This is a genomic window from Bifidobacterium cebidarum, assembly GCF_009193305.1.
GTDB lineage: Bacteria > Actinomycetota > Actinomycetes > Actinomycetales > Bifidobacteriaceae > Bifidobacterium > Bifidobacterium cebidarum.
In genome coordinates, this window is the sequence record NZ_WBVS01000014.1 from 1 (window position 1) to 26,435 (window position 26,435).

At 57.7% G+C, this 26,435-nt stretch carries 22 protein-coding genes and 1 rRNA gene; 15 read left to right on the forward strand and 8 right to left on the reverse strand.

The genetic code is table 11. The features are described from left to right. Positions 1-10 precede the first annotated feature (10 nt). Positions 11-127, forward strand: a 5S ribosomal RNA gene (rrf, locus tag F7D08_RS09450). Positions 128-301: 174 nt separating this feature from the next. Here the strand turns inward: rrf and F7D08_RS09455 are convergent. Beyond that, positions 302-1,129, reverse strand: a complete 828-nt coding sequence (locus F7D08_RS09455) for an aldo/keto reductase (protein ID WP_152210390.1) — start codon at positions 1,127-1,129, stop codon at positions 302-304. A 226-nt stretch (positions 1,130-1,355) separates the two neighbouring features. Here F7D08_RS09455 and F7D08_RS09460 point away from each other — a divergent pair, with 226 nt between their 5' ends. From F7D08_RS09460 to priA, 8 genes are all read left to right on the forward strand, one after another. Next, complete coding sequence (locus F7D08_RS09460; RefSeq protein ID WP_152210391.1) at positions 1,356-2,819, forward strand: xylulokinase; 1,464 nt, start codon at positions 1,356-1,358, stop codon at positions 2,817-2,819. Positions 2,820-2,837: 18 nt separating this feature from the next. Further along, positions 2,838-3,122 carry an acylphosphatase gene (locus F7D08_RS09465; protein WP_152210392.1) on the forward strand — a complete coding sequence of 95 codons (285 nt, stop codon included), beginning with the start codon at positions 2,838-2,840 and terminating at the stop codon, positions 3,120-3,122. 97 nt (positions 3,123-3,219) lie between these two features. Continuing rightward, the gene (hisD, locus tag F7D08_RS09470; protein ID WP_193316291.1) at positions 3,220-4,617 is read left to right on the forward strand and encodes a histidinol dehydrogenase; all 1,398 of its coding nucleotides are present in this window, start codon (positions 3,220-3,222) and stop codon (positions 4,615-4,617) included. Continuing rightward, the gene (locus F7D08_RS09475; RefSeq protein ID WP_152210393.1) at positions 4,614-5,774 is read left to right on the forward strand and encodes a histidinol-phosphate transaminase; all 1,161 of its coding nucleotides are present in this window, start codon (positions 4,614-4,616) and stop codon (positions 5,772-5,774) included. The genes hisD and F7D08_RS09475 overlap by 4 nt, the downstream gene beginning before the upstream one ends. 88 nt (positions 5,775-5,862) lie before the next feature. Then, positions 5,863-6,465 carry an imidazoleglycerol-phosphate dehydratase HisB gene (gene hisB, locus F7D08_RS09480; protein WP_100493782.1) on the forward strand — a complete coding sequence of 201 codons (603 nt, stop codon included), beginning with the start codon at positions 5,863-5,865 and terminating at the stop codon, positions 6,463-6,465. Beyond that, the gene (locus F7D08_RS09485; protein WP_152210394.1) at positions 6,465-7,199 is read left to right on the forward strand and encodes a hypothetical protein; all 735 of its coding nucleotides are present in this window, start codon (positions 6,465-6,467) and stop codon (positions 7,197-7,199) included. Before hisB ends, F7D08_RS09485 begins: the two co-directional genes overlap by 1 nt. 33 nt (positions 7,200-7,232) lie before the next feature. After that, the gene (hisH, locus tag F7D08_RS09490; RefSeq protein ID WP_152210395.1) at positions 7,233-7,880 is read left to right on the forward strand and encodes an imidazole glycerol phosphate synthase subunit HisH; all 648 of its coding nucleotides are present in this window, start codon (positions 7,233-7,235) and stop codon (positions 7,878-7,880) included. A 53-nt stretch (positions 7,881-7,933) separates the two neighbouring features. Beyond that, the gene (gene priA, locus F7D08_RS09495) at positions 7,934-8,659 is read left to right on the forward strand and encodes a bifunctional 1-(5-phosphoribosyl)-5-((5-phosphoribosylamino)methylideneamino)imidazole-4-carboxamide isomerase/phosphoribosylanthranilate isomerase PriA (protein WP_152210396.1); all 726 of its coding nucleotides are present in this window, start codon (positions 7,934-7,936) and stop codon (positions 8,657-8,659) included. A gap of 61 nt (positions 8,660-8,720) precedes the next feature. Here priA and F7D08_RS09500 read toward each other — a convergent pair whose 3' ends face one another. Next, entirely contained in the window at positions 8,721-10,160 is a 1,440-nt protein-coding gene (locus F7D08_RS09500; RefSeq protein WP_152210397.1) for a DUF2252 domain-containing protein, read from the reverse strand. A gap of 76 nt (positions 10,161-10,236) precedes the next feature. Here F7D08_RS09500 and glnA point away from each other — a divergent pair, with 76 nt between their 5' ends. Further along, complete coding sequence (gene glnA, locus F7D08_RS09505) at positions 10,237-11,574, forward strand: type I glutamate--ammonia ligase (protein ID WP_100493791.1); 1,338 nt, start codon at positions 10,237-10,239, stop codon at positions 11,572-11,574. Between the two features lie 69 nt (positions 11,575-11,643). Here the strand turns inward: glnA and F7D08_RS09510 are convergent, their stop codons facing one another. Continuing rightward, entirely contained in the window at positions 11,644-13,116 is a 1,473-nt protein-coding gene (locus F7D08_RS09510) for a DUF5067 domain-containing protein (protein ID WP_193316292.1), read from the reverse strand. A gap of 130 nt (positions 13,117-13,246) precedes the next feature. On the opposite strand from F7D08_RS09510, the gene F7D08_RS09515 reads away from it, so the two are divergent. Then, positions 13,247-14,497, forward strand: a complete 1,251-nt coding sequence (locus F7D08_RS09515) for an MFS transporter (protein WP_152210399.1) — start codon at positions 13,247-13,249, stop codon at positions 14,495-14,497. An 8-nt stretch (positions 14,498-14,505) separates the two neighbouring features. Here F7D08_RS09515 and F7D08_RS09520 read toward each other — a convergent pair whose 3' ends face one another. The 3 genes from F7D08_RS09520 to F7D08_RS09530 form a co-directional block, all read right to left on the reverse strand. Continuing rightward, positions 14,506-15,495, reverse strand: a complete 990-nt coding sequence (locus F7D08_RS09520) for a hemagglutinin (RefSeq protein WP_152210400.1) — start codon at positions 15,493-15,495, stop codon at positions 14,506-14,508. A 184-nt stretch (positions 15,496-15,679) separates the two neighbouring features. Then, positions 15,680-19,819, reverse strand: a complete 4,140-nt coding sequence (locus F7D08_RS09525; protein WP_152210401.1) for a DUF3418 domain-containing protein — start codon at positions 19,817-19,819, stop codon at positions 15,680-15,682. Continuing rightward, positions 19,809-20,465, reverse strand: coding sequence for a class I SAM-dependent methyltransferase (locus F7D08_RS09530; protein WP_152210402.1), 657 nt, complete (start codon positions 20,463-20,465; stop codon positions 19,809-19,811). Before F7D08_RS09530 ends, F7D08_RS09525 begins: the two co-directional genes overlap by 11 nt. 165 nt (positions 20,466-20,630) lie before the next feature. Between F7D08_RS09530 and hflX the strand changes: the two genes are divergently transcribed. Further along, complete coding sequence (hflX, locus tag F7D08_RS09535) at positions 20,631-22,136, forward strand: GTPase HflX (RefSeq protein WP_152210403.1); 1,506 nt, start codon at positions 20,631-20,633, stop codon at positions 22,134-22,136. 176 nt (positions 22,137-22,312) lie between these two features. After that, a complete protein-coding gene (locus F7D08_RS09540) occupies positions 22,313-23,275 on the forward strand; it encodes an L-lactate dehydrogenase (RefSeq protein WP_100493796.1) in 963 nt (320 codons plus the stop codon). Between the two features lie 170 nt (positions 23,276-23,445). Here the strand turns inward: F7D08_RS09540 and F7D08_RS09545 are convergent, their stop codons facing one another. Continuing rightward, positions 23,446-24,387: a cation diffusion facilitator family transporter gene (locus tag F7D08_RS09545; protein WP_152210404.1), complete on the reverse strand. Its 942-nt coding sequence runs from the start codon at positions 24,385-24,387 to the stop codon at positions 23,446-23,448. Between the two features lie 175 nt (positions 24,388-24,562). Then, a complete protein-coding gene (lexA, locus tag F7D08_RS09550; RefSeq protein WP_152210405.1) occupies positions 24,563-25,282 on the reverse strand; it encodes a transcriptional repressor LexA in 720 nt (239 codons plus the stop codon). 149 nt (positions 25,283-25,431) lie between these two features. On the opposite strand from lexA, the gene F7D08_RS09775 reads away from it, so the two are divergent. Together F7D08_RS09775 and nrdR are read left to right on the forward strand one after the other, a co-directional pair. Beyond that, the gene (locus F7D08_RS09775; protein WP_193316293.1) at positions 25,432-25,848 is read left to right on the forward strand and encodes a LysM peptidoglycan-binding domain-containing protein; all 417 of its coding nucleotides are present in this window, start codon (positions 25,432-25,434) and stop codon (positions 25,846-25,848) included. A 52-nt stretch (positions 25,849-25,900) separates the two neighbouring features. Next, a complete protein-coding gene (gene nrdR, locus F7D08_RS09560) occupies positions 25,901-26,347 on the forward strand; it encodes a transcriptional regulator NrdR (protein WP_152210424.1) in 447 nt (148 codons plus the stop codon). Positions 26,348-26,435: the final 88 nt, after the last annotated feature.

The following is a 26,435-nucleotide window of genomic DNA, read 5'->3' on the forward strand; positions in this document are numbered from 1 at the left end:
ATTGAAGATTTGCGGCGGTCATGGCCCAGGGGAGACGCCCGGTCCCATTCCGAACCCGGAAGCTAAGGCCTGGCACGGCGATGGTACTGCACCCGACAGGGTGTGGGAGAGTAGCACACCGCCGCATTATTTTTCATCATTGGCCTCCGGTTGAGCAACAGCTCCCGGAGGTCAATTCATATCCAAGCTGAATAAAATCCACAACGCTGTTAGCGTATTCATGCATAAGCGATACAAACACAACGGTAAAGCCTCTCAGAACAACAATCTGAGAGGCTTTTTCATTAGCGAATTAGGCTGATCAGAAATCGAAGTTGTCCGGGTCGGCGCCGTTTCGACGATTGGTGTTGAGCGCGGTGACGGCGGCCATATCCTCGCTCGTCAAGTTGAAGTCGAAGATATCGAAGTTCTGCTTGATGCGCTCGGTATGCGTGGACTTCGGCAGTACGATGATGCCGCGCTGAATGTGCCAACGAATCACCACCTGAGCCGCGGACTTGCCATACTTCGCACCGATCTCAGCAAGCACGGGTTCGGCAAGCAGGTTGCCGCCAGTGCCGCCCAACGGGCTCCATGCCTCGGTGTGAATGCCTTTGCCGGCAAGGAAGTCAATCAATTCCTGATTGGTGAACTGCGGGGAGGATTCGATCTGATCCACCGCGGGCACCACATCACTGTTCTGCAGCAGCTCCTCGATATGATGCTGCTGGAAGTTGCTCACGCCAATGGCCTTGGCGCGGCCGGAGGCGTAAATCTTCTGCAGATCATCCCACGCCTGCTGCCAGCCATCAGCCGGCCAATGAATCAGATATAGATCCACATAATCAAGACCCAGGCGGTCGAGGCTTTCCTGGAATGCATCCAGTCCGCGGTGCGCGCGAATATCATCGTTCCACAGCTTGGTAGTCAGGAAGAAATCCTCACGCGGCACACCAGCGCGGCGGATGCCTTCGCCCACGGAAGCCTCATTGCGGTAGATCATTGCTGTATCGATATGGCGGTAGCCGTTCTCCAGCGCGGTCTGCACCGCATTGATGGTGGTTTCGCCATCCGGGGTCTGGAATACACCCAAACCGACCTGAGGAATCACCGTGCCATTGTTGAGGGTAATCGTCGATTGAATCGCCATAATGCCTCGCTTACTCGAATCAATACTTTCGTGAGTTATTCTACGAAGCAGAACGGTCGTACAAAGCAATATCGGCGGAAAGCTGATGAGATGGTCACGATGCATCGTGGTGCTATTGCCGTTGTAACCATCCCTCGGCTCGCCTTCCGCGGGCAGCTCTCCTGTCAGGGGAGCCGAGAAGTGCCATTCTCTGGCGCGGAATGAGTGGAATGAAAGGAGCGGATTTATGCGATATGCAGCGGTGTTTGATGCGGGAACCACGGCGTTGAAAGGCGCGTTGGTGGCCGAAGACGGGCGGATTGTCGCCAGCGCAAGCCGTGACTTGACGCTGATCATCGACGGCGATAAGCGTGAGCAGAACCCACGAGAATGGTGGCAGGCGTTCTGCGCAGTGTCCCAGTCGATGTTTGTCCAAGCGCAAGAGAGCGCTCCAGCATTCGATGCTACGCAGATTGCCGGCATCATCTTCAGCGGGCAGATGCAGGACGTCATCGCGCTGGATGGGCAACTCAAGCCGGTTGGCAATGCGATCCTGTATTCGGATGGTCGCGCGGATGCTGAAGCCGAACAACTCGGCAACGCCTACCAAGGTGGCGCATCACGATTCCTCAACACCGTGGGCAATCGTTTGGAAGGCTGCCTGCCACTGCCGAAACTGATGTGGCTGCGCGATCATGAGCCTGACCTGTTCGCACGCGTGTGTCACGTACTGATTAGTTCCAAGGATTATCTCATCGCGCAACTGACCGGTCAGTGCATCGGCGATATTGCCGCATGCTCCACGGCAGGCGCCATGAACATTTGTGAAGGGCAGTGGGACACGGAACTGTGTGAGACTGCTGGCATTAATGCCGCAGTATTACCCGAGTTGCATAAGCCACAGGATTCAATCGGCGCTGTTTGTCCGGCAGCTGCGGCGCTGACCGGATTCGCGGCTGGCACACCGGTGTATGCCGGCATCGGAGACGCTGGCGCCACCACATTCGCCAGCGGTGTGGCCAAACCGGGCCAATACAACATCAACATCGGCACATCCGGCTGGATCGCCACCGTATCGCCGGAACCATTCGTCGATAAGCCCGGTGCTGCGAACCTCGCATTCGGCGTGGAACCGGGATTCGTGAACGCGGTGCCGTTCCTCAACGCCGGAGATGTGCACAAATGGGTGACCGGCGTATTCGCAGCCGGCGATTATGGCGAAGCGCATCAGTTAATAGAATCATCGGCACCTGGAGCCAATGGCGTACTGTGCCTGCCGTATTTGGTGGGGGAACGGTTCCCGGTCATGAACCCGGCCATTCGCGGCGCCTACGTAGGCATTACGCCAGACACTACTGCAGCGGATATGGCTCGCGCCGCTTTGGAAGGTGTGGCGTTCTCGATCCGCCAAGGTATGGCAAGTTTCGACGCCGAGCCTGTGTCCATCTCCCTGATCGGCGGCGGCGCTCGCGAACGTGCATGGTGCCAGATCATCGCCGATATGTTGGGACATGCAATCGATGTATATGCCAACGCCGATATCCTGCCAGCAGTAGCGCTCGCGTCACTGGTCTTTAATCAGCCCAACCTTGCTGCGACCATCGCCGAAACCACTACCTATGTGCCGGATTCGGCAACCGTGCATATATATGACAGACTTTATCCGCATTTCACCGCGCTCTACCCGGCATTGCAGCATTTGCACGAGTAATAGTATGAGGCAATATTAATGAACACAGTGCATCAACATATTATCGTCATTGGTCTGGTGCAGGGCGTCGGTTTCCGTTACTTTGCAGTAATGCAGGCACGCAGACTCGGCATTGCCGGATGGGTGCGCAATCGTCGCGACGGTTCGGTTGAGGTCGATGCGCAAGGAGATGATGAAGCTGTGGACGCCTTTGTATCAGCCTTACGGCAGGGACCACGGTGGGCTGAAGTGCAGCAGGTCAAGGTAACAGACTTGGCAGTAGACGACGGCATACTATACGGTTTTTCAGTTCGCGCCGATTGATGAAACAGGTTGACGAAACTGCCTGATATCTCACGATACGGGTGAAAGTGAACGTTTCCGGGCACTTCGTGGCTTTACATTGCTACGATGAGGCGTTATGAGCGAGAAAATCATGCGAATCATCGACCTGCGTGGTCAGAAACTGTCCCGTGCCGAACTGCTGGCCGCGATGCCGCGTGCCGCAATGGGCACTTCCGAAGCCACCGATCTGGTGCGCCCGATTCTTGACGACGTCAAGGAGCGCGGTGCTGCGGCCCTGCGTGACTTTGAGGAAAAGTTCGACCATGTGCGCCCCAAGAACCTGCGCGTGCCGGCCGAAGCGATCAAGGATGCGCTCACCACGCTTGACCCTGAGGTTCGTGCCGCCATCGAGGAGTCCGTCCGTCGTGCCCGCGCCGTGGCCAAGAACCAGGTGCCGAAGGACTTCCACACGGATCTGGCTCCTGGCGCACGCGTTGCGGAACGCTGGATTCCGATTCAGCGTGTTGGACTGTATGTGCCCGGCGGCAAGGCCGTCTACCCGTCTTCCGTGATTATGAACGCCGTGCCGGCACAGGCCGCAGGCGTTGAATCCTTGGCTATTGCCACTCCGCCGGCCCGCGACAATGCAGAAGGTCTGCCGAACAAGACCATCCTCGCCACTTGCGCCATCCTCGGCGTTGACGAAGTGTATGCGGTCGGTGGCGCACAGGCCATCGCCATGTTCGCTTACGGCGCCAAGGGCTCCGAGCCCCAGGACGGCGACGTGCTGTGCGATCCGGTCGACAAGATCACCGGCCCGGGCAACATCTTCGTGGCCACCGCCAAGTCACTGGTCTCCGCCTTCGTGGGCATTGACGCTGTGGCCGGCCCGACTGAAATCGGCATCATCGCCGATAAGGACGCCAACCCAAGCCTGCTCGCCGCCGATCTGATCGGTCAGGCCGAGCATGACGAGCTTGCCGGCTCCGTGCTGTTCACCGATTCCCCTGAACTGGCCGACAAGGTGCAGGAGAACCTCAACTACCGTGTGCCGAAGACCGAGCACGCCGAGCGCGTACACACCTCGCTGTCCGGCACGCAGTCCGCCATCGTGCTGACTGACGGTCTTGATCAGTCCATCGACGCCGCCAACGCCTATGCCGCCGAGCACTTGGAAATCCAGACCAAGGACGCGGACGCCGTGGTCAAGCGCATCAAGAACGCCGGCGCCATCTTCCGCGGCCCGTACTCCCCGGTGCCGCTGGGCGACTACATGTCCGGCTCCAACCACGTGCTGCCCACCGGTGGCACCGCCCGTTTCGCCGCAGGCCTCGGCGTGCACACCTTCATGAAGCCGGTCGAAGTCATCGAATATGACGAGGAAGGCCTAAAGGAGCTGGCCGCCCGTATCAACGCGTTCGCGGTCTCCGAAGATTTGCCGGCACACGGCGAATGCGTGCTCTCTCGCTTCGTGGAAGACCCGTACAACAAGGAAACCCTGCGCGAACAGGAAAAGGAAGCTGGTCTGCTGTGAGCACTATCCCCTCGAACCTGCCGCTGCGCAACGACCTGATCGGCGAGGAGCCGTACGGCGCTCCGCAGCTCGACGTGCCGGTCTGCCTGAACGTCAACGAAAACCCGTACGCTCCGGACCCGGCCGTCTGCGACACCATCGCCAAGCGTGTGCGTGAGATCGCCCCAACGCTCAACCGTTACCCGGATCGCGAGCATATCGAGCTGCGCAAGGCGTTCAGCGATTACTTGGCCCGCGAATCCGGTGCACGACTGGACGTGGACGAGCTTTGGGGCGCGAACGGCTCCAACGAAATCATGCTCCAGCTGTTCCAAGCCTTCGGCGGTCCCGGTCGCACGGCTCTGGGTGCCGATCCCACATATTCCATGTACCCGGAATACGCACGAGACACGTTCACCGGCTGGAAGCTGGCACATCGCAACCCTGATTTCACGCTGAACGTGGAGAAGGTCATCGAAGCCATCAACGAGGTCAAGCCTTCGATGGTGCTGCTGACCAGCCCGAACAATCCGACCGGCACCCCGCTGCCGATGGAAGACATCGAGCGTATCCTCGCCGCCTGCGAGACCGCCGAAGTGGCAGGTGCCGGTGAAGGCGTACACCCGATTCTCGTCATTGACGAAGCCTATGTGGAGTTCCGCAAGCCCGGTACCCCGAGCGCCGTCAGTCTGATCAAGGATCACCCGAATCTGGCCGTCAGCCGCACGATGAGCAAGGCCTTCGCATTCGCCGGTGCACGCGTCGGCTACCTGGCCGCCAGCAAGGGCATCATCGACTGCGTGCGTATCGTGCGTATGCCATACCACCTGTCCGCCGTGACCCAGGCCGCCGCGCTGGCCGCATTCGAACACATCGACGAACAGCTGAGCCGCGTGGAACACCTGCGTGAAACCCGCGAAGCCACCGCCGAATGGTTGAAGCAGCAGACCTACAAGGGGCAGAACCTCGAAGTAGCCGAATCCGGCTCCAACTTCCTGCTCTTCGGCGGCCATTTCGACAAGCGTGACGCCATCTTCGACGAACTGTTGAAGCGCGGAGTCCTCATCCGTGTGGTCGGTCCGGACGGCTGGCTACGCGTATGCATGGGCACCGATGAGGAGATGGCAACCTTCCGTGCCGCCCTTACCGAAGTGCTCCGCATCGTTGAGGCAGCTTAGGCAAACACACTTCGGAACTGCGGCAGGGCACCGGTACATCCCGGACCCTGCCGCAGCCGTTCCGCTCGCACAATAATCAGGAGACATGATGGCAAGAACCGCACACATTGTTCGCGAAACCAGCGAATCACACATCGACCTTGAGCTGAACCTCGACGGTACCGGTCAGACCGACATCGACACTTCGGTGCCGTTCTACAATCACATGATGAATGCGCTTGGCAAACATTCGCTGATCGATCTGAAGATTCACGCCCATGGCGACACCGATATCGACGTGCACCACACCGTGGAAGACACGGCCATCGTGTTCGGTGAAGCGCTGAAGCAAGCATTGGGAGACAAGCGCGGCATCCGTCGATTCGCCGATGCCACCGTGCCGCTGGACGAAGCTCTGGCCAAGGCCGTGGTCGATATTTCCGGTCGCCCATACTGCGTGTGCTCCGGCGAACCCGAAGGATTCGAATACTGCATGATGGGTGGCCACTTCACCGGCTCCCTCGTGCGTCACGTGATGGAATCCATCGCCCTGCACGCCGGTATCTGCCTGCACATGCAGGTGCTGGCCGGCCGTGACCCGCATCATATCGCCGAAGCCGAATTCAAGGCACTGGCCCGTGCACTGCGTTTCGCCATCGAGCCCGACCCGCGTATCGAAGGTCTGATTCCGAGCACCAAGGGAGCCCTGTGATGGCGGACGATATCGACGATAAGAATCTGAATCAGAATTCAGACTCAGATAACGAATCGCACTTCTCGGACGAGGAACTGGAAGCGGCGCTTGCCGGATTCGAGAAGGAATTCGCCGATGAGGATGCGAACAAGGCTGATGCCTCTGCCAACGCTGATTCCGCTGATGCCGCCGATGTGACAAGCGTAGCCGATGCCGTCAATGAGGCGATGGCCGACGTGGTCGACCCCTCGGTCGGCTTCGATAATGAACTGGCCGGATTGCTCGGCAATAAGGCGAAGATCGCATTGATCGTCACCCGCATCGCCGCCGCCGACCTATTGGCCGCATTCTGCCAGCTTTCCGATATCTCGGCTGAGTGCATCGGATCCAATCAAGGTGCCATTGCGGTACTGAAAAACCTCGATGGCGACGGTCCGGAAGCGGCAGCCAAGGATTTGACCACCGTGGTATCCGGCATGGCCGTGGTGCTGGCGGTGAATCGCGCCGACAAGCTTGAAGCAACGATGTATATGCAGGGCGAAGCCGGCCAGACCTTTGCGCCGCCGGTGCTGTTCAATTCCACGCCACGATTCGTCGAGGATCTGATGCTCGGCATCGTAACGCTGATGCAGCTCAAAAGCCAAGGATTCGAAGTCGTGAACTCTGCGGAACTTGACCATGATCAGGCAATGGAAATCATTGCCAAGCACACCAAGCAGGGTCGTGCTGGTCGCGGTTCGCGCATCGAATAATCATTCGGAAATCACAAGGCAGGGGAGAGACTTATGACCAAGGCAGTCGTCTTTGATTATGGGTTCGGCAACGTGCGCTCCATGGTACGCGCGCTCGCCAATCTGGGCGTCGATACGACATTGACATCCGACTACCGTCAAGCGCTCGAAGCGGATGGCCTCGTGGTGCCCGGCGTCGGTGCGTTCGCGGCATGCATGGAAGGCCTGAAGCAAGTGGACGGCGATCGCGTCATCTACGACCGTATTCGCGCCGGCCGCCCGGTGCTTGGCGTGTGCGTCGGCGAACAGATCATGTTCGAGCACGGTACCGAACATGGCGAGCAGGCTGATGGCGTCGGTTTGATCGGCGGTTCCGTGGACCCACTGGATGCCGATGTGGTACCGCACATGGGGTGGGACACCGTCGAGGCTGCTGAGGGTTCCGTGCTGCTGAAGGGCGTGGAGCATGAGCGCTTCTACTTCGTGCACTCCTACGCCGCCATGGGGGTAAGCGAGGCCGATACCTCCCGCTTCTCGATTGATTTGAGTGGAGAGACTGAGCATGTGAGTTGGTGCCAGTACGACCGCTCCCGATTCGTGGCCGCCTACGAACGTGGTCCACTGTTCGCCACCCAGTTCCACCCGGAGAAGTCCGGTGCCGCTGGGGCCCAGCTGCTGAAGAACTGGATTGCAACGTTGTAACAACTTGGGGCTGCAATAACTTGCCGTCAAGTATTGAAGAAAGGTTTATTACTATGTCGTTGACTCTGCTCCCCGCCGTTGACGTGCGTGACGGTAAGGCCGTGCGCCTGCGCCAAGGCGAATCCGGTTCCGAAACCGATTACGGCTCCCCGTTCGAGGCCGCCCGCACGTGGGTCGAGGCCGGTGCCGAATGGATTCATCTGGTCGATTTGGACGCCGCTTTTGGTACGGGTAATAACCGTGACCAGCTGCGCCAGATCGTTCATGAACTTGGCGATAAGGTGAATATCGAACTTTCCGGTGGTGTGCGCGACGATGATTCGCTGGATGCTGCTCTGGAAGCCGGTGCCGCACGCGTGAACATTGGCACTGCGGCGCTGGAGAATCCGGATTGGACCGCATCGGTCATCAAGAAGTACGGTGACCGCGTGGCGGTTGGCCTCGATGTGCGTGGTCACACGCTGGCTGCACGCGGTTGGACCCGTGAAGGCGGCGACCTGTTCGAAACCATGAAGTTCTTGGATTCCGTGGGCTGCTCGCGCTACGTGGTGACCGACGTGGCCAAGGACGGCATGATGTCCGGCCCGAACATCGAACTGCTGCGCGAAGTGGCCGAGCGCACCAACGCCAAGGTGACCGCATCCGGCGGCATTTCCAAGCTGGACGACCTGCGTGCAATCAAGACGCTGGCCGATTTGGGCGTGGACGCCGCAATCCTCGGCAAATCCCTCTACGCGCGAGCCTTCACACTCCAGGAAGCATTGGAAGTCGCGCAGTAAATAGATCGGTTCCAATTCGATAGTGGCGGTCACCATATGGCATTGGTAACCGCCACTATCATTACTTGGCGCACGGCAGATCGCCGGACTTGACGAGCTTCTTGAACACGGCGTAATCCTCATCGTTCTGTTCGGCATAGCTCACCGCGAATGAAGCGATGGCCTGATCGAATTCGTCGGTGCCGCCCATGTAATTGGCAATGGCGATGGAGTCGCCGGTACGGGCATGTGCGTGGGCCAACGACCATGCGCACATACGTGACAGATCGCTCAAACCGGAAGCATTGAGATTATCGATGTCGATCGATCCCTTGCCGTTCCACAGCTGGCGCACATAGTAATCACGTTTGCGTCCATCCTCAGCCATGAAACTCGACCAACCCAACAGCACATCAGCGGTGCTCTGAATCAGCTTCTGCCCCTGCACCACGCGCTCGCCATGCGTGGCGTAACGGGATGCGCCACAGTAATGCTCAAGCACCGAATAGGTGGCTTCCTTCATCTGCAGCATCATTGGATCGTCGATATCGCGGGCGATCCATACGGATGTCCAAGCACGCTGGCCAACCGAGCCGACGCCCACCACCTTGCGGGCAGAATCCTGATAGCGCAGATGGTCGAACACCATACGGCGATCGTCATACAGGGAATGCCGATAGCTTTCCAGCAGCGTATCAAGACGCGCCTGCAACGCTTCGGGATCGGCGTAATCAGTGAGCTCATTAATCGGTACCAATTCCGGAGGATTGGACTTGAAGCGCAGCTTGCCGCCTTCATAGCGACACAGTTTCGCGGCTGCGGCATCGTTATCCTTCAGCAGCGCCTTCATCGCAGCCTCACGCAGCACGGGATTGCGCTTGGAGCCACTGGTCTCAAAACGATCCAGCGTCTCCTCAACATCCAGATGCTCATACCAGGCATCCAGATAATCCATTTCGGAGAACCACTTCATGCGCTCGCGGTACGTACGCACACATTGCAGCACCGCGGCACGGCGATCCTTGGTTTTGAGCTTATTGGCGCGCCCGCAAATCTCGACGGAAACGGCCAATCGTTTCAAATCCCATTCCCACGGGCCAATGGCGGTCTCATCAAAATCGTTGATATCGAACACTAAGCGGGCGGAAGGGGAGCGGAAGATACCGAAGTTGCCGATATGCGCATCGCCCACGCACTGCACCGGAATGCCGGTGACCGGCGTAGACGCCAGATCATTGGTCATGATGAGCACAGTGCCGCGGTAGAAGGTGAACGGGCTTATGCTCATGCGCTTGTAGCGCAGTGGAATCAGCTCCGGAACGCGGATCGCGGACTGTTCCTCTAACAGGCTGATGGCTTCACGCCTGCCGGAACGAACCTGCCAAACGGCATGTGATTCAAGCGGTGCTGCATTGCGCGCTTTGATGCCGGCACGTGAACGATCACGAGGGTCGCGGGCCTGCTTCCAACTGGTCACATCCACGGGCGGGTTGACAGACGGGGTCAGATGATCTTCGCTCATGGTTTCCTACTCTAACTCAGAGAGAACTTGGGATGTTAACGCGACTCGTAACACGGGTATGGAACTATTGGCCGTTATGGATAAACAGCAGGAGTTTGCACTGCGCACAGTCGAGGAACGCGACGTGCGCTTTATTCGTCTTTGGTTTACGGATGTGCTGGGAACACTGAAATCCGTGGCCATTGCTCCGGCCGAACTCGAAGCCGCATTTGAAGAGGGTCTTGGCTTCGATGGTTCCGCAATCGAGGGCATGACTCGTGTTTCCGAAGACGATATGATCGTTCACCCCGATCCTTCCACCTTCCAAATCCTGCCGTGGCGTGGTGGCCCGCAGGGTACCGCGCGCATGTTCTGCGATATTCTGACCCCGGACGGCGAGCCGTCATTGGGTGATCCGCGTCACGTGCTGAAGCGTGCGCTCGCCAAGGCCAAGGACAAGGGCTTCACGTTCTACGTGCATCCGGAAATCGAATTCTACCTGTTCGAAAGCCAGGATGATTGGTCCAAGGCTCCCACCCCAATCGACGAGGGTGGCTACTTCGACCATGTGCCGCGCAGCCCTGGCATGGACTTCCGTCGCGCCACCGTGAACATGCTTGAGCAGATGGGCATCTCGGTGGAGTACTCGCACCATGAGGCTGGTCCTGGCCAGAACGAAATCGATCTGCGCTACGCCGATGCACTGACCACGGCAGACAACATCATGACCTTCCGCACGGTGGTCAAGGAGATTTCGCTGGAGCGTGGCATCCATGCCAGCTTCATGCCGAAGCCTCTGGCCGACGCTCCGGGCTCCGGCATGCATACGCACTTGAGCCTGTTCGAAGGTGATTCCAACGCGTTCTACGAAGCTGGTCAGGAATTCAACATGTCCCTGACTGCCCGCCAGTTCGCAGCCGGTATCCTCTACCATGCCGCGGAAATCTGCGCCGTCACCGATCAGTACGTCAACTCGTACAAGCGACTGTGGGGCGGCAACGAGGCACCGAGCTACATTTGCTGGGGCCACAACAACCGTTCCGCGCTGCTGCGCATTCCGCAGTACAAGCCAGGCAAGGGCAACTCCGCACGTATGGAGTTCCGCGCGCTTGACCCAGTGGCCAACCCGTATCTGGCCTATTCGGTGCTGCTGGCTGCAGGCCTTGACGGCATAGACAAGCAGATGCAGCTGGGCGAGCCCACCAGCGATGACGTGTGGGAGCTCACCGATGGCGAGCGCCAGGCCATGGGCATCCAGCCGCTGCCGCGCTCGCTCGACGAGGCCTTGAAGATCATGGAGAAATCCGACTTCGTGGCTGACGTGCTCGGTGAACACGCATTCGGCTACTTCCTGGACAACAAGCATCAGGAATGGGAGGAGTACAACCATCAGGTGACTCCATACGAGCTGAAGAAGTATCTGCCGAAGCTGTAACGCCGATTGCAACGTCGATTGATATTCACGCTGAAGGTCCTTGGTCATAAGATCCAAGGACCTTTTTGCTTACTCCAGCTGGAATGTCTTGGTCTCGGCTTTATTACCAGTGTTGTAAGGCGTAAACGTCACGGTGATGGGGGATGTTTCATCCCGTAGCTCCACAGCGTATTGGACAGTGGCTTTCACTCCGGGCTGGCTGTTCAATATATTGCCGTTGTCCACGAACCCTTCAGGATTTGTGAGGTAGTAGGCGTTGTCCAGTTTCACGCCATGTTGCATAATAGATACCTCGCCAAAATAGCTGAACGAAGCATTGTTGCCTGTGTCATTAATCCAATCAATCGAAACAATGGCTGAGGGATTGTCCATTGCGTCTGCAGGGCCTCGCTGTGCGCTGACTAGTGCATAGGAGAATGTGTCATATTCCGTTGACCCCAGAGTTGTCATATCTTTGCGATCAGCATTGGTTGCTTGCGGGACAGGCGCCAACGTGTTGGATTCGACCTGTGTCCAGGAGACGTCGCCATTCGGGGTGAACGCGGAGACAATCAAATAGCTCTCCCGGTACCACGTGGACCGATCGCTTTGCACGTATATTGGCGCGGATGTATCTCGTAATGTAAATGCCAGTGTCGTATTGAATTCGCTGCCGGGTTTGACCTCGGTTTGCGCGGATTCATAGCTGTATCCTGGCACTTCAGTGTTTTTGGAGAAGGTGATTTCTCTCAATTGCAAACCGTTCTGATATACCTCGGGATGAGTCAGTGCATCGAACGTAATGGCTTTCTTACTGGTGTTCGACCAAGTAAACGTCACGATAACCGTAGGCTGTCCAGTGAAGTCATTTGGACCGGATTGAGCGGACGCAATGGTAAGCACGCCTTGGGATTCGCCTGAAACATCAAGCACATCGCTGGTTTTCTCCACCGTGGTTCGTTTGGCATGACTATCGCGATCGGCAGTATTGCTGCTTTCGCTATGGTAATTGGATTCGTTGTGCTCTGATGCGTTGGTGTTTGAGCTTGCTTGCGAATGCGTGAGTGATCCCAGCCAATCATTGGCGGTGCCGAACAGCGGATCAGCCAAGCCCCAGACCACGGCGCACACGATAATCACCCAGAAGAAGGCGTTGCGCTTTTTGCGGTGTTTCGGTGCGTTCTGCCGGGCGATGACAGGATTCATCCGGCGTATTGTACCGTGTTCTTGGTGTTGTGCATTCTGTGTGCGCTGTTGTTGGCGACCGTCACGTTTGGGATTATTCCGTTGACGTGCACGAGTCTGCTGCGTGGCTGCTTCACGTTTGACTTGGGCAGCACGCTGTTCGGTCGATTTGCGTGCGGCCATAGCCCATTGCTTCTCACGTTGCTCAGCCGCTTCATGCATCTGGTGCTTGGTCTCAACGATTTCGGAAAGATAGTCGGCGCGCCGGGAAGGGGCGATGTACGGTGGCAATCCGTCATCGAATGGGGAGACGTAGTCATCATCATGATTCGTAAAACCCATGGCATCCCCTTTGGCGCTTTTCGTGTTGAAGACCATTCTACGGTGAGTAGGAAGGAACACAAGGGAGAAGAATATGTGAATGATCGCGTCTATGCGTGTCTCATGCCCCGCAATGTAGGGGTGCGTCAATACCATCTTCACGGAAGAGTAATGCGGGGAGATGGTAATGACTGAGAAGACCCAGATCGCACAATCCGACAATGGAGAGAATACGAGCGAAAAACAACGCAATGATCGTTTCTTCACCCTGCCGGTCAACATCTTGATTTTCGCCAGCTTCATGCTGGGCATGAGCGAATTCGTGGTGGTCGGCATTCTGCCGGATATCGCCTCCGGTCTGAAGGTCTCCGAAGTCACCGTGGGCAATCTCGTGGCCATATTCGCGTTCGTGTATGCACCCTGCACGCCTCTGGGCTCCGCGATCTCCGGCCGATTCCCGCGCTTTGCCACATATCTGACGCTGATGGGTGTGTTCTTGGCCGGCAACATTCTATGCGCGTTCGCTCCGAATTATCCGGTGCTGTTGATTGCTCGACTGCTTATTGCTTCGGTCTCCGGAACTTTGGTGGCCATCTCCATGACGTTCGCCCCGGACGTGACCACGGACAAGTACCGTACGAAGTTCATCGCCTGGGTGTTCTCCGGTTTCTCCATCGCCTCCGTGGTGGGCGTGCCGGTGGGCACGTGGGTGGCGAACACGTTTGGTTGGCGTGTGACGTTCTATCTGATTTCGGTACTGACGATCGTGCTGCTGGTGCTCATGTTCGTGGTGCTTCCACGCAATAGCCACATCATCAGAGTCGGCTTCCTCTCGCAGTTCCGCCTGTTCTTCGACCGGCGTATTCATCTGGGCGTGCTTACCGTGGTGTGCGGTGCCGCATCCAGCTACGTGTTCTACACCTATCTGACGCCAATCCTGCGTGATGAAGTGAAGATGCCTGAACAGTACATCAGCTTGGGGCTTGTGGTGTACGGCGTGGCCTGCCTGTGGAGCAACCTGTACGCCGGCAAGCTTGCCGAACATGGCAGGGGAGTGGAGCCGCTCTACCATCTGCGTTGGGTGTTCCTCGCGCATGCCGCATTGCTGGCTTCATTGGCGGTGGCGCATGTGGTGTCTTTGTATGGTGCGTTCGTACTGATTGTGCTGGGCATGTTCATGTATCTGTTCAACGCATCCTCGCAGGTGCTGTACATGGATGTGGCCGCGCAATCCCACCCGGGTTCGATGAATCTGGCCGCCTCGCTCAACTCGATGTCGTTCAATATCGGTATCGCCATTGGCTCCGCAGTTGGTGGCGTCGCGAATGATTTCCTGGGCTTGACTTGGCTTGGCCCGGTGGGCGCTATCTTCGCTCTGCTCGCCATGGTGATGTCGATGATGCTTGGACCATACGTGGGCAAGCGCATCGAACGCTGAACCAGCAGTCAGCCGCGCGGCGAGCCGAACCAGCCTTCGTAGATGATGGAGAAATTGCGATTGCCATAACTTGAGCAGGAATCGCCTTCCCCGACGCCGGCTGCCAGTGCAGCTTCATTCGGCTGGTATGGCGTGTAGATGTACAACAATGCGGTGGCCTTGTTCTTGATATAGACATTGGTGCCACCGCAGGATGCATTCGGGTGATACTGCACGTAATTCAATGCGTTCGCATGATATCCGTAGCGGTCTTCGTGGGCGGTGTAATACTGGTAGCGTTTGGCGGCACCGTATACCTGTTTGAAGAAACCGGCATACTCCGGGTCGCAATTCGCATCATCCGGGCAGCTTAAGCCCATCGCCGACTTGTACTGGAAATCGGTGATTTCGGTGGCGCTGACCAAATGCTGCTCTTTTTGCAGCACGGTGAGCAATACTTTTTGGCTGATGCCGCAAGCTTTGGCTGATTTGGTGATGATGGCGGCCGCGGTCTCTGCCTTGGCGCCTTTATAGGCGTCGCAATACTCGTCCGCAGGTTCATTGGTGGTATCGAACGTCTTCGACTTCAGACACTCGGTGCCGTTGCATGCAGCCCCTTTTTCATCAAGGAATGCCTGCACTTCGGATTCGCTCATCGCATTGCCATTGAAGAACTGGCCATCAGAGATGATATCTCCAGGGTCAAAGTCATATTCCTGCGTGAGCTGCAGCTGACGAGCCTCCGCTTCCTTGACTTCGAGACGCCATTCAACGAAGCGAACGGTACCCATGGCAAGCGCCATCGCGCATAGTGCAGCCACGATGGAAATAAGCACGGCCTTGATCTTCTTGCCAAGGCTCGCATGCTTCCACCATTGCTTGCAATTCAAAGGCTTACGGTTTGTGGCCTTTGTTCCGCGAGCCCTACTTTTTGCGCTGTTGGCGCGCTTGGCGGATGATGCTTTGGTCTGTGTCTTATCCTGCGTTTTTGACTGTTTCGATTGCTTCGCTTGTGTCATCGCACGACATTGTAATAGCCGACATTAAGAGCCCATTACGCTCGCGGAGAATCCGTGAACTCTCTTAACGATTATTGCTGATGCGTAGCTGATGGGTTTGGCATGTGCATCGCGACCGTAAGCTTGGCCGAACGGCCTTGAGTGTGTCGAGATGCACATGCCAAACCCATCAGCGTCAACCCAATTAGGCCAGAATCTTTTTGATGCGATTCAGGGATGCAGGGCCATGGGTGCCAAGTTCCTGAGCCCACAGGCTCACATAGAACTCTTCAAGCATCCACCGAGCCTGTTCGGCCTGCTTCATCATCGCCTCATGCTTCGGACCCGCCGGTTCCGCCTTGGCCCGAGACAACGCTTTATCAACCACTTGCTTGGCCTCATCGGCCTGCCATGCCCATTTGACGTCACGATTCTTATCGCTTTTCGCCTTGTTCAGACGCATCACATCAGCTTTGAGATAGCGTCGCAGTGATTGCAACGCATCCGGGGGAGTGCGCCCTATGAACCCGGGGTAGACGAGCGTGGCGATATGGTCGCGGATTGATTGCAATACCGACAGCATCGGCAAATCAGCCTTGCCGGATGTGGCCTTATCCACCTCGGCATATGCCTTGATGATGGCGATCACATCATGCGCCACCTGATACACGGTATCCTCATACACCTCGCGCACGTCCAATACGGCGTTTGCTAGTGCTTCATCGTTAGGTAGCGCGTCCACGTTTGGCAGCAGTCGCTTGACTGTGGCCAGTTGCAGATCCTCCACCAAATCCTTGGTGGACTTATATGGAGCTGCCGCCAACATCAACGCTTCAGCACCAAGCCAACGCGAGGAGATACGTTCCGCGGGCAGGCGCAATGCCTCCAATGCACCATGCCAGAGCATGTCAGCGCGAGACTGCGTGGTGGCACCAGCCTTATGCAACAGGTTCGCCTGAGAAACCAGATTGCCTTGCTTGGCGGCCTGATCAGCCTGCTTCTTCACCATCTGACGGGCGGAAGCCTGTGCTTGGGCGGCATACTGGCGCTGCAAGTCAATCAGGTTCTTCGACGTATCCAGTACCTTCATCGCACCACGAGCACGGCGGCGCCCATGTGATTGCTTTGGTGCCGGCATCTGTTGTTCCACCGAGAACGTGACCTTCAAGTACGACTGCAGACGCTCCATCAGCTCCGGACCCAGCACTTCCGGATGAATCTGTGCGCCAACCGTGGCGATGGCCGCCTTGGTGAATACATGGGCCAGATCAGGCCAGCCGACGGTTTCCCCATCTTCATTTTCAGGTGCGAGATTCGGTTTCTGCTGCGAGCCGGAACCAGGCAGATCGGGGTAATGCTCATCAATCCAAGCGCGGATGGCGCGGGCCGCATCGGGGGCGGGTACGAACTGCACGCGCAGCTGCTTAGGCAGCGCCTTGATCATTGCCAGAATCAGCTCGTCAAGCAAGCCCGGCACATTCCAGGTGAATTGTGCCGGCGTGATGCGCGAGAGCGCTTTCAACGGCACGTGCACAGTGACGCCATCAAGCGGATTGCTGGGATCATATACATAGCTCAACCTGAGATCGATGGGTTGACCATCGATACCGATGGTGTGCCAATGATCGGGATAGTCGCTCAGGCTCACGGACTCGCTGTCGGAGAGCCGCTCCACCTTGGAGGGGTCGAACGTGAGCAAATCAGGATGCTCATTATGCTCGACCTTCCACCATTTCGCCAGATCGGCCACTGACGTTACATCAGCGGGAATCACGGCATTGTAGAAGTCGAACAGGTCCTCATCGGATACGGTGTCCGCCAATTGACGGGTGCGGCTGGCATCCTCGGCGGCACCCTCAAGAATGTCGCGGTTGGCGCCAACGAAATCGTCATAGCTGAAGCGCTGCTGGATATCACCTTCCACCAGACCCTGGCGCAGCAGGAAATCACGCGCCTCCAGCGGATTGATGCGCCCCCACTGCACGGTGCGATCCTGCACGATGGGCAGACCATACAAAAGCACGCGGGCCGTGGCCGCGGCCGAGCCGCGCGAACCTGACCAGTGCGGCTCGGCATAGGTGGTGCGCGTCAATTGGCCAGCCAACGGTTCCGCCCATGCCGGGTCGATGGCCGCCGAATAGCGCGCCCACAGGCGTGAGGTCTCCACCAGTTCCGTGCTCATCACCCAAGACGGTGTCGTCTTGGCGACTGCTGAGGCCGGGAACAAGGCGAAACGGGTGCCGCGGGCGCCCTGATAATCATTCTTCGACTGCTTTTGCGCACGTTTCATCGCGCGGGCGCGTGCAGCACCGGTGAGTCCGGCGAAATCGGAGGCCTTGGGCACGCGAATCACCTGCATGCCCATCATCGACAGCAAACCGGCGAGCATCGATTTATGGATGCCCTCCGCATCCCACGCGCAGCATAGCGAATGCGCGGGCTGCTGGTTCAACGGCAGTTGGCGAATCTCCAAACCCGGGCGCGTGGATGGCAGAGGATCGCCGACCTTGAACTTGAGCTCCTTGCACATCTGCTTGAGCTGGGAGACCAAATCCTTCCACTGCCGCATGCGCAGCCAGCTGAAGTACTCGGTTTTGCAGATGCGGCGCAATGCGTTATTGCTCGGATCGCCGTCCGCCTGGAATACACGATCCCAGATGTTCAACGCGGTCAGGAAGTCCGAAGTCTCATCCGCGTATCGATTATGGATGCGGTCGGCCTCCTCGCGTTTGTCATCCGGGCGCTCACGCGGATCCTGCAGACTGAGGAAGGAGACCACCACGAGTACCTGGGCCAGAAGATTCGGTGAGCCGGATTTCGCCGCTTCGATGACCATACGGCCCAAGCGCACATCAATGGGAATGCGGGAAAGCTGACGACCGATATGGGTGAGCGTCACCTCGCCGCGTTTGCGGCCAATGGCCTTGAGCTCGGTGAGCTCGTTGAAGCCATCGGAGACGGCCTTCATATCCGGGGGATCGATGAATCCGAACGTGGTCACATCCTCGGCGGTGCGAGCCACGCCCACGGACAGCATGTGCAACACCACCGCGCCCAGGGAAGTCCTCAGGATTTCCGGTTCGGTGAAACGCGGACGGGTCTCGTAATCCTCACGCGAATACAGACGAATCGCAATGCCATCAGCCACACGGCCGCATCGGCCGGAACGCTGGTCGGCACTGGCCTGGCTGATCGGTTCGATTGGCAGCCTTTGCACTTTGGCTGTTTTTGAATAGCGGGAAATACGGGCGGTACCCGGGTCGACCACATAACGGATGCCCGGCACGGTCAGCGAGGTTTCGGCCACGTTGGTGGCGATGACGATACGCTGATGCGTATGCGGCTCGAACACCTTATGCTGGTCGGCGGAAGACAGACGCGCGAACAACGGCATGATTTCGATGGCATCAGGCCGGCGCATATCATCGGCTCTCGGACCGTAATGGTGGCGCAGCGCCGCTTCGAACTCGTGAATGTCGCGCTCGCCGGAAGCAAACACCAGAATGTCTCGGGCCCCACGTTCATGCGAGGAGTGAATCACCAGTTCGGCGCAGGCACGGGCCACGGCAGTGGGCATATCGGTGATGCCGTCATCCTCGTAAGCGTTACCAGAGCGACGGAATCGCGGACGATCCGAATCCGATTCGGCGATGGCGCTCGCCAGCTCCTCGTAATCCGCGTCGCCCGGGCGCGCACCCGTGGCGAATCCGGGCACTTCACGCATCAAGGCCGGGGCAGTGCCAAGCGGCTCGTACACCACCTGCACGGGGAAGGTGCGGCCGGAGACTTCGATGACCGGTACCGTGCTGTGCAGTGCGTGCTCGAAATGCTCCTTGAACTTCACCGAATCGATGGTGGCGGACGTGATGATGAGCTTCAAATCATGACGACGCGGCAGCAGGGCCGTCAGATAGCCAAGCAGGAAGTCGATGTTCAGGCTGCGCTCATGCGCCTCATCGATGATGATCGTATCGTATTTGGACAGGTTCGGGTCGCGTTGAATCTGCGCCAGCAAAATACCGTCAGTCACCACGCGAAGCCTGGTGCTCGGTGAACTTTCATCGGTGAAACGAACCTGATAACCCACCTCGTCGCCCAGCTTCACACCCAATTCGGATGCGATGCGCTCAGCCACCGTTCGGGCGGCGATACGACGCGGCTGCGTATGCACGATCTGCTTGCCATGCGTGCCACGGCCCAATTCGAGCAGAATCTTCGGCAGCTGCGTGGTTTTGCCGGAACCGGTCTGACCGGAAACGATGACGACTTGGTGGTGTTGAACCGCTTCGGCTATCTCGTCACGGGCAGCGGAAACGGGAAGTTCGGTAGGATACTCATATTTCATGACGGACTTCAATAATACGGAAGCCCTTGGAGCTCGCATACTTGCTCACGGCGAACTCGGCGCCCAATTCCTGGGCAAGCCATTTGATCAGCGAATCGGAACCCAGATTCTTCTGCACCACAAGATAGGCGGCGGCGCCTGATTTCAGTTTCGGCAGCCAAGCCATCAGCAGCGTATGCAACGCTTCCTTGCCGATGCGAATCGGAGGGTTGGACCAGATGACGTCGAACTGTATATCCTCGGGCAAGGGGCTGGCGTTCTTCGGCTGACGGTCTTGAGGCAGGGGGACGCTGGATTCATCGACCTGTGCGATGCGAACATTCGTGCATCCGTTATCGGCTGCGTTGGTTGCCGTCAAATCGAGCGCCCGCTCATTGACATCCACCGCCCACACGGTGGCGTTCGGGGACTCAAACGCCATGGACAATGCGATGGGGCCCCAGCCGCAGCCCAAATCGAGGAAATCGCCCGCTTCGGGCAATTGAGGAGCATGGCGCAGCAGCACCGATGTGCCCAGATCAAGACGGGAACCAGAAAAAACGCCATTCGATACCTGCACATGGGCGTCATGGTCACGCAGCGTCACATGCAACGTGCGGCGCACGTCCTTGGATGAGGGCTCCGCGGAGAAATACTGCTCTGCCATGATGTGCTCCATTTCCGCGGGATTCCCGCATGCCATTACTTATCGTGTGTGTGCGTAATCGTGTTGTTCCTACCCGTATGCCGGGCATGTCACCTCACCTGATGATAATAAGGAGCCATAGAAGAATCGTGAACCATTGATGTGCATTGAATATGAGAGGTGTCTTTGAGCGACAACAACCAGTACACCGATATTGACCACGGCAGCTCCAGCGTAACCTCTCAAGGCGTGCTTTCCGCGCAGTCGGACGTGCTGCTCGCCAACAACCAGCGCCCGGCTGGATGGCATGAGGACACCAACCAGGAGTGGGAGGAGCGAGAGGCCCGCAACGAACTCAAGCATGTGGCCGGCCTCGGCGAGCTTGAAGACGTTACCGAAGTCGAGTACCGCAAGGTGCGACTGGAGCGCGTGGTTTTGGTTGGTGTGTGGTCAAGTGCCGTGACCACACAGGCCAAGGCGGAGGAATCCCTGCGCGAGCTTGCCGCGCTCGCCGAAACGGCGGGTGCCGTGGTGTGCGATGGTTTGCTGCAGCATCGATTGAAGCCGGACGCCGCCACCTATGTCGGTTCCGGCAAGGCTCGCGAGATCGCCGATATCGTGGCGCGTGAGGAGGCTGATACCATCATCGTCGATGATGATCTTCCGCCGTCGCAGCGCCGTGCTTTGGAGGATGCCGCCAAGGTCAAGGTGGTGGATCGCACGGCTGTGATTCTGGATATCTTCGCTCAGCACGCCACGTCCCGCGAAGGCAAAGCGCAGGTTGAGCTAGCCCAGTTGGAGTACATGCTGCCGCGTCTTCGCGGTTGGGGCGGTTCGCTGTCCCGCCAGGCCGGCGGTCGCGCGGCCGGTGCGGATGCCGGTATCGGTTCCCGAGGCCCGGGTGAGACCAAGATTGAAATGGACCGCCGTGTGATCCGTACGCGTATTGCCCGTCTTCGTCGACAGATTCGTGAGATGGCGCCGGCTCGAGAAGTCAAGCGTGGATCGCGCCGTCGTTTCGGTCTGCCGACCGTGGCGGTGGTCGGGTACACCAACGCCGGTAAATCCTCATTGACCAACCGTTTGACCGGATCCGCGGAACTGGTGGAGAACGCACTGTTCGCCACACTGGACACTGCGGTGCGTCGTGCGAAAACCCGTGACGGACGTTTCTACGCCTACGTGGATACGGTCGGGTTCGTGCGCCGCCTGCCCACCCAGCTGGTGGAGGCGTTCAAATCGACGCTGGAGGAAGTCGCCGAATCCGATGTGATCGTGCATGTGGTGGATGGCTCTCATCCCGATCCGTTCTCCCAGATCGATGCGGTGAACGAGGTACTGGCGGATATCGAGGGCACGGCTTCTATTCCGCGCATCATCGTGTTCAATAAAGCTGACCAGATCGATGCTGCGACTCGTGAACGTCTCGCCGCCCTGCAGCCCGACGCGTACATCGTCTCCGCATATAGCGGTGAGGGGATAGACGAATTGCGCGATGCCGTGGAATCGTTGTTGCCTGTGCCTCATGTGCATGTCAACGCGCTGTTGCCTTATACGGCCGGCTCATTGCTATCTCGTGTACGCGAATACGGCAAGGTGGGCAAGGTGGAATACCGTGATGACGGGGTGCTGTTGGAAGCGGATGTGGACTCGCACTTGGCGGCCCAGGTCATCGAGCGGTCAATCGATTAACGTGATGAAAGTCACATATAGATTGTGAGCGCTAACAACTGTTGCGATTACTGGATTCCATGTTTTTTGCAGTGCGTTATTGGGAGCGCAAACGTCTTAACGGGTTTATAAAGTGAAACCGTTAGTTACATGGCCTGCCATTCTGCAGACCGCCTTTGAAGAGAGGTTAATCCATCATGGCGGAAACTACCGTTAAGCCCACGAAGCTTGCAATCATCGGTGCCGGTGCTGTTGGCTCCACTCTCGCCTTCGCTGCCGCACAGCGTGGCGTTGCCCGTGAGATCGTGCTTGAGGATATCGCTAAGGAGCGTGTGGAGGCCGAGGTGCTCGATATGCAGCACGGCTCCAGCTTCTACCCGACCGTGTCCATCGACGGTTCCGACGATCCTGAGATCTGCCGCGACGCCGACATGATCGTCATCACCGCTGGTCCTCGCCAGAAGCCGGGCCAGTCCCGTCTGGAGCTCGTTGGCGCCACCGTCAACATCCTCAAGGCCATTATGCCGGGTCTCGTCAAGGTCGCTCCGAACGCCATCTACATGCTGATCACCAACCCGGTTGATATCGCAACCCACGTTGCCCAGAAGCTCACCGGTCTGCCTGAGAACCAGGTCTTCGGTTCCGGCACCAATCTGGATTCCGCTCGTCTGCGCTTCCTGATCGCCCAGCAGACCGGCGTCAACGTCAAGAACGTTCACGCCTACATCGCTGGCGAGCACGGCGATTCCGAAGTGCCGCTGTGGTCCTCCGCCACCATCGGTGGCGTTCCGATGTGCGATTGGACCCCGCTGCCGGGTCATGATCCGCTCGATGCCGCCAAGCGTGAAGAGATTCACCAGGAAGTCAAGAACGCCGCCTACAAGATCATTAACGGCAAGGGCGCTACCAACTACGCCATCGGCATGTCCGGCGTTGACATCGTTGAGGCCGTTCTTCACGACACCAACCGCATCCTGCCTGTCTCCTCCATGCTGAAGGACTTCCACGGCATTTCCGACATCTGCATGTCCGTGCCGACCCTGCTCAACCGTCAGGGCGTCAACACCGCCATCAACACCCCGGTGTCCGACAAGGAGCTCGCAGCCCTGAAGCGTTCCGCTGAGACGCTGAAGGAAACCGCCGCCCAGTTCGGCTTCTGATCAATAGCTGATTGATGGAGCGTCTTCGTTGTCGCTGCTCGCTCGACGTACCTTCGTACGCCTTCGCTTGCGCTCCTAGAAGCCGCACACATCAATCAACTATTGATAGCTAGTTCGGCTATAGATAATCGCCACGTGGTACGCCACGTGGCGATTATTGTTATGGCCAGTTACTTATGCAGGTCGCCGGCTGAAGGGGTGGTGTAGCCTTCCGGTTCGAGCTGGAATGTGGTGTGGGGAACCGAGACGGGGAAATGCTCACGTAGACAATCCTGGAGTTGGGCGAGCACTTGGGCCGCCTGTTCCATCGTAAGATTCCTATCCACCACCACATGGGCCATCAGTATCGGCATCCCAGTGGATACCGTGCTGGCGTGCAGGTCATGCACGGCGATCACGTGAGGCACGCTCTCCAGATGTGTGCGCACGGCATCCAAATCAAGGCCTTTCGGAGTCTCCTCGAGCAGCACCCTCACTGCGTTGTGAAGGAGTTTGATGGCGCGTGGGATCATCATCAGCGCGATGATTGCGCCGGCTACGGCGTCGAAGCCCTTCCATCCGGTGGACATCATCACCAACGCTGATGTGACTACAGCCACCGAGCCGAGCGCATCATTCATGACTTCCAGGAACGCCGCCTTCATGTTCATGTTGTCTTCGCGCTGAGACGCCAGAATGAAGATGGAGATGATGTTGGCGCTGAGGCCCAAGATGCCTACAAAGAGCAGTAGGCCGATATCGTCGATCTGGTTATGTGAATCGCCGAATAGGCGCATTCCGGCCTCAACCAACGCATAGATGCCTACGATCAGCAATACCAATGCGCCGGCCGCCGCCGTCAGCACTTCCAGACGCGCCCATCCCCAAGTTCGCGTGTTGCTCGGCTTGCGTTGCATCAACATGGCGGTCGCCGTAGATGCAATCAATACGGACATATCAGTGAGCATATGCCCCGCATCCACTAGCAATGCTAGGGAGCCAGTAAGAAAGGCGGACACCACCTCGATGAGAAACACCGAGCTGGTGACGGATAACGTTGCGATGAGTCGACGCTGGTGTGCTTTGGCTCCGACGCCTGGTGACGGCGAAACGGATGCATGCGTATGGGACATGGTTGGTGTGCGACTCCTTTACTATCGGCATCGAGATGAAATCGTTTCTCAATACCATTTGCGATACGGTCCATATACGAAGAAACCCCGGTTTGCACCGGGGTCTTCAACTGGTTGACAGTGTAGCATGCCGAAAGAACGCATGGGCACTGTGCTGTGAGAAGAACGTTGCGGCTTACAGTTTCCTCAGCACTGTGACCACTTTGCCCATGATGGTGGCGTGCGTGCCGTCGATGGGGGAATAGGCTGGATTGTGTGGCATAAGCCATACATGACCGTTCTCCTTACGGAAGGTTTTCACCGTGGCTTCGTCGTCGAGAAGCGCCGCGACAATATCGCCGTTTGTGGCGGAATGCTGCTCGCGGACCACAACGAAATCACCGTCGCAGATTGCCGCGTCGATCATGGAATCCCCGTGGACCTCAAGCATGAATAACTTGCCTGATCCGGTCAGCCGTTCGGGGAGACGCATGACGTCGTCGATATGCTGTTCGGCGGTGATAGGGGTTCCGGCAGCGATTCGGCCGACCAACGGCACGTCTCGTGACTCGCTGATCGGTTCACTGGGGAATCGGAAGATTTCTGCGGCCGGTTCGCTTGGTTTCTCCGCCATGGAATCGGCCGCTGCTGCTGTAGGAGCCGAGGGGGTTATTACCTCTATGGCACGACCCTTGTTGGCGTTGACCCGAATGAACCCCTTTTCCTCGAGCACCTGAAGCTGATGTTTCACCGATGACGGACTTTTCAATCCGGCTGCGGAACCGATTTCTCGGAATGATGGTGCGAACCCCTGCTCCTCGATATGCGACCTAATGGCGTCCAGCACTTTGCGCTGGCGGTCAGACAGGGACGATTCATCTGCGCCTGGTTTGGGAGAGAAGGGGATGGTGCTCACGTCGGGCTCCTTTCATGCTTTCTCAAGCATAACGTGATATGCGCAATAAATCAAACATCTGTTCGAGTGTCTGTTTGACAAGTTCGAACATATGTGCAATCATGAGAACGAATGTTCGATAGAACGTTTGTTCGAGAAGGGTGGTTGTGATGACAGGTTCAATCGCAATGGCTGTTATTCGCGATTCGGCAATGGATAATGCCGCACATCGTCGTGCGGCGGTGAGGCGAAACCTCGATAGCGCTACGCGTGTTCACCGTGTTCGCGACAATGGGCAGCGCATGCAGGCACGTCATCGTGGCGTTGTGATGGCAATGATTGTTGCAGTGGTCCTGACGTGGTTCGCTGTGAGTGTGTGGGCCGTTGAGCCGGCGCATTCGGATGTTAGCGCTACGAATGTGACCACCTATACAGTCAAGCCGGGGGACACGCTATGGGCGTATGCATCTTCGATTACGCCTCAAGGCCAAGATGTGTCTGAAACGGTTGACGAATTGATCGAGTTGAACGGTTTGGAGTCCGGGGCATTACGGGCAGGCCAACGAATCGTCGTGCCTGATGAGTGAGGCAACCCACCATTATTCGGATTTTTTCTCTGGTCCAGTTATTCTAGGTGGCATGCATTGTCCTTTTTGCCAGAATCCCGATACCAAGGTTATCGATACGCGTATTAGCGAAGACGGCCATTCCATCCGCAGGCGGCGAGTGTGCCCGAAATGCAACCGTCGTTTTACCACGCTGGAAACCAGTATGCTGCTGGTGACGAAGCGTTCTGGTGGAGCGGAACCGTTCAGCCGCGACAAGGTCATCAATGGCGTGCGCAAAGCGTGTCAGGGGCGGCCTGTGCGCGAGGAGGATCTGAAGGCGCTTGGGCAGAAAGTCGAAGAGGATCTTCGCTCTCGTGGTCTTGCTGAGGTTACCTCTGACGAGGTGGGCAAAGCTATTTTGAAGCCATTGCGCGATTTGGACGAGGTGGCGTACCTACGTTTTGCAAGCGTATATCAGGATTTCTCTGGACTGGAGGACTTCCAGCACGCCATTGACGAATTGCGCAGCGATAGGTAGAAACGGCCTGTGCCGCATGAACGGATGATTTGAATGAGTTGGGCCTCCCCTGATATTACAGGGGAGGCCCAATACATATATGTATGTT

Coding starts and splice junctions, on each gene's coding strand:
- F7D08_RS09455 (WP_152210390.1), bottom strand. CDS start 1,129: ATGGCGATTCAATCGACGATTACCCTCAACAATGGCACGGTGATTCCT.
- F7D08_RS09460 (WP_152210391.1), top strand. CDS start 1,356: ATGCGATATGCAGCGGTGTTTGATGCGGGAACCACGGCGTTGAAAGGC.
- F7D08_RS09465 (WP_152210392.1), top strand. CDS start 2,838: ATGAACACAGTGCATCAACATATTATCGTCATTGGTCTGGTGCAGGGC.
- hisD (WP_193316291.1), top strand. CDS start 3,220: ATGAGCGAGAAAATCATGCGAATCATCGACCTGCGTGGTCAGAAACTG.
- hisB (WP_100493782.1), top strand. CDS start 5,863: ATGGCAAGAACCGCACACATTGTTCGCGAAACCAGCGAATCACACATC.
- F7D08_RS09485 (WP_152210394.1), top strand. CDS start 6,465: ATGGCGGACGATATCGACGATAAGAATCTGAATCAGAATTCAGACTCA.
- hisH (WP_152210395.1), top strand. CDS start 7,233: ATGACCAAGGCAGTCGTCTTTGATTATGGGTTCGGCAACGTGCGCTCC.
- priA (WP_152210396.1), top strand. CDS start 7,934: ATGTCGTTGACTCTGCTCCCCGCCGTTGACGTGCGTGACGGTAAGGCC.
- F7D08_RS09500 (WP_152210397.1), bottom strand. CDS start 10,160: ATGAGCGAAGATCATCTGACCCCGTCTGTCAACCCGCCCGTGGATGTG.
- glnA (WP_100493791.1), top strand. CDS start 10,237: ATGGATAAACAGCAGGAGTTTGCACTGCGCACAGTCGAGGAACGCGAC.
- F7D08_RS09510 (WP_193316292.1), bottom strand. CDS start 13,116: ATGGTCTTCAACACGAAAAGCGCCAAAGGGGATGCCATGGGTTTTACG.
- F7D08_RS09515 (WP_152210399.1), top strand. CDS start 13,247: ATGACTGAGAAGACCCAGATCGCACAATCCGACAATGGAGAGAATACG.
- F7D08_RS09520 (WP_152210400.1), bottom strand. CDS start 15,495: ATGACACAAGCGAAGCAATCGAAACAGTCAAAAACGCAGGATAAGACA.
- F7D08_RS09525 (WP_152210401.1), bottom strand. CDS start 19,819: ATGAAATATGAGTATCCTACCGAACTTCCCGTTTCCGCTGCCCGTGAC.
- F7D08_RS09530 (WP_152210402.1), bottom strand. CDS start 20,465: ATGGCAGAGCAGTATTTCTCCGCGGAGCCCTCATCCAAGGACGTGCGC.
- F7D08_RS09540 (WP_100493796.1), top strand. CDS start 22,313: ATGGCGGAAACTACCGTTAAGCCCACGAAGCTTGCAATCATCGGTGCC.
- F7D08_RS09545 (WP_152210404.1), bottom strand. CDS start 24,387: ATGTCCCATACGCATGCATCCGTTTCGCCGTCACCAGGCGTCGGAGCC.
- F7D08_RS09775 (WP_193316293.1), top strand. CDS start 25,432: ATGACAGGTTCAATCGCAATGGCTGTTATTCGCGATTCGGCAATGGAT.
- nrdR (WP_152210424.1), top strand. CDS start 25,901: ATGCATTGTCCTTTTTGCCAGAATCCCGATACCAAGGTTATCGATACG.